At 71.1% G+C, this 1,961-nt stretch carries 3 protein-coding genes and 1 pseudogene; 1 reads left to right on the plus strand and 3 read right to left on the minus strand.

The features are described from left to right. Positions 1–255, plus strand: a pseudogene (locus H7A69_RS17140) (hypothetical protein); the annotation flags it as partial. 19 nt (positions 256–274) lie between these two features. On the opposite strand, the gene H7A69_RS17145 reads toward H7A69_RS17140, so the two are convergent. From H7A69_RS17145 to H7A69_RS17155, 3 genes are all read right to left on the minus strand, one after another. Beyond that, positions 275–898, minus strand: a complete 624-nt coding sequence (locus H7A69_RS17145) for a CE1759 family FMN reductase (protein ID WP_069711457.1) — start codon at positions 896–898, stop codon at positions 275–277. Positions 899–1,065: 167 nt separating this feature from the next. Continuing rightward, positions 1,066–1,335 carry a 30S ribosomal protein S15 gene (gene rpsO / locus H7A69_RS17150; RefSeq protein WP_022902140.1) on the minus strand — a complete coding sequence of 90 codons (270 nt, stop codon included), beginning with the start codon at positions 1,333–1,335 and terminating at the stop codon, positions 1,066–1,068. Between the two features lie 100 nt (positions 1,336–1,435). After that, the coding region (locus H7A69_RS17155) for a VanZ family protein (protein WP_220456285.1) at positions 1,436–1,961 on the minus strand (526 nt) is incomplete at its 5' end.

The raw sequence follows: 1,961 nt of genomic DNA on the forward strand, positions 1-1,961 counted from the left end.
GGCGACCAGTTCTCGTGCCTCGTGTCGCTCTGGACCCAGGAGTCCGGCTGGCGGGCGAACGCGCTCAACGCCTCGAGCGGGGCGTACGGCATCCCGCAGTCACTGCCGGCGAGCAAGATGGCCGTCGCGGGGGCGGACTGGCGGACGAACGCCGCGACCCAGATCGACTGGGGGCTCGCGTACATCCACGACGCCTACGGCTCCCCCTGCGCGGCGTGGAACCACGAGATGAGCGAGAACCCGCACTGGTACTGACCCCCTCGGGGCGACCCGCTCAGTGGCCGAGGCCGCCGAGCAGCGACGCGAAGTCGGTCGGTGCCGCGAGCACGTCCGCCTGCTGCGGCGCCCGTCGGGAGGCGCGGATCGCCCAGGCCAGGTCGACCCCGGCCCGGCGGATGCGCGCGTCGAGCGCGGCCGCGTCCTCGGGGCTCCCCCAGTCGTCCGTGGCGGCGAAGACGCCGGTCGGCACGACGGCGGCGCGCAGGTAGGCGAACACCGGTCGCAGTGCGTGGTCGATCGCCAGCGAGTGACGGGCGGTGCCACCCGTCGCGGCCAGCAGCACCGGCAGGTCCGCCACGGCGTCCTTGTCGAGCACGTCGAGGAACGACTTCGCGAGACCGCTCACGCCCGCGGTGAAGACCGGCGTGACGAACACGACCGCGTCGGCCTCGAGCACGGTCGCCTGCGCGGCGGCGAGCCCCGGCGCGGCGAACCCGGTGAGCATCGCGTCGACGATCTCGTGGGCGATCGGGCGCAGCTCGACGTGCCGGACGTCCACCGCGGTGCCGGGCTGGTCGGCCTCGACGGCGGTGACCGCGGCGCTGGCCAGGCGGTCGGCGAGCAGACGGGTGGAGCTGGGCTCGGAGAGTCCGGCGGAGACGACGGCGATGGTGGTCACGGGAGCACTGCCCTTCGGGAGTCTTTCAATGCGTTTGCATGAACATCGTACCGAACCGCGCCGCCCACGGCGACATTCCCCGGGAACGAGGAACGCCCCGGTCCTCACGAGGAGGACCGGGGCGTTCGGTCACGCAGTGTCTGCGAGTCGACCAGTGGCGCTACTGCCTAGCGGCGGAGGCCGAGACGCTCGATGAGCGCGCGGTAGCGGTTGATGTCGACGTCGGAGAGGTAACCGAGGAGACGGCGACGCTGACCGACCATGAGCAGCAGACCACGACGCGAGTGGTGGTCGTGCTTGTGCTCCTTGAGGTGCTCGTTCAGGTCGTTGATGCGACGCGTCAGAACGGCGACCTGGACCTCGGGGGATCCGGTGTCGCCCGGGTGGGTCGCGTACTCTTCGATGATCTCCTGCTTGACCTTCGCGTCAAGTGCCATGGATGATCCCCTCTCTGTCCGTTGCGCGGTGCCCGTACCTGATGCACGAGCGCTCTTGATCCGCGGCCGTTCGACGGCAACCGGACGAGACTACCAGAGTTCAGGCTGTTCGGGCGCGGAGCCGATGACGCCGGGGTGCGGGCAGCAGACTCCGGAACAGTCCGACGAGCGTCGCGCCGAGCAGGCCGCCGAGCCCGTTCGACAGCACGTCGCGGGGGTCGGCGACCCGGTACGGCAGGTACAGCGCCTGCGCCACCTCGATGCCGACGGAGAGCCCGACGGCGACGACGGCGCCGAGCAGCCACCAGCGCCGCGGCAACCAGAGCGCCGCGAGCATGCCGACGGGCACGAACATCCCGATGTTCGCGAGGAACTCCACGCGGTCGTACGAGAACCACGTGCCGTGCGGCAGCCGCTGCAGCCATGCGATGGCGTGCTGCACGAGCTCGCCCTGCGCGTGGGTGAAGACCTGCGGCGTGAGCGTCATCCGCCAGATCACCCAGGCGTAGCCGACGGTGACGGCGAGCAGCAGGAGCTTCCGGAACATCCGGTCAGTATCGCCGTGCCGTCCTGGCAGGAGCCCGCGTCCCACCTGGGTGGACGCCCGGCCCCGCTGGCACGAGGGC

The organism is Curtobacterium sp. ME26 (genome assembly GCF_903970945.1).
GTDB lineage: Bacteria > Actinomycetota > Actinomycetes > Actinomycetales > Microbacteriaceae > Curtobacterium > Curtobacterium citri.

Bases quoted from the DNA above. Each gene is read 5' to 3' on its own strand.
- rpsO (WP_022902140.1), bottom strand. From the start codon at position 1,335: ATGGCACTTGACGCGAAGGTCAAGCAGGAGATCATCGAAGAGTACGCG.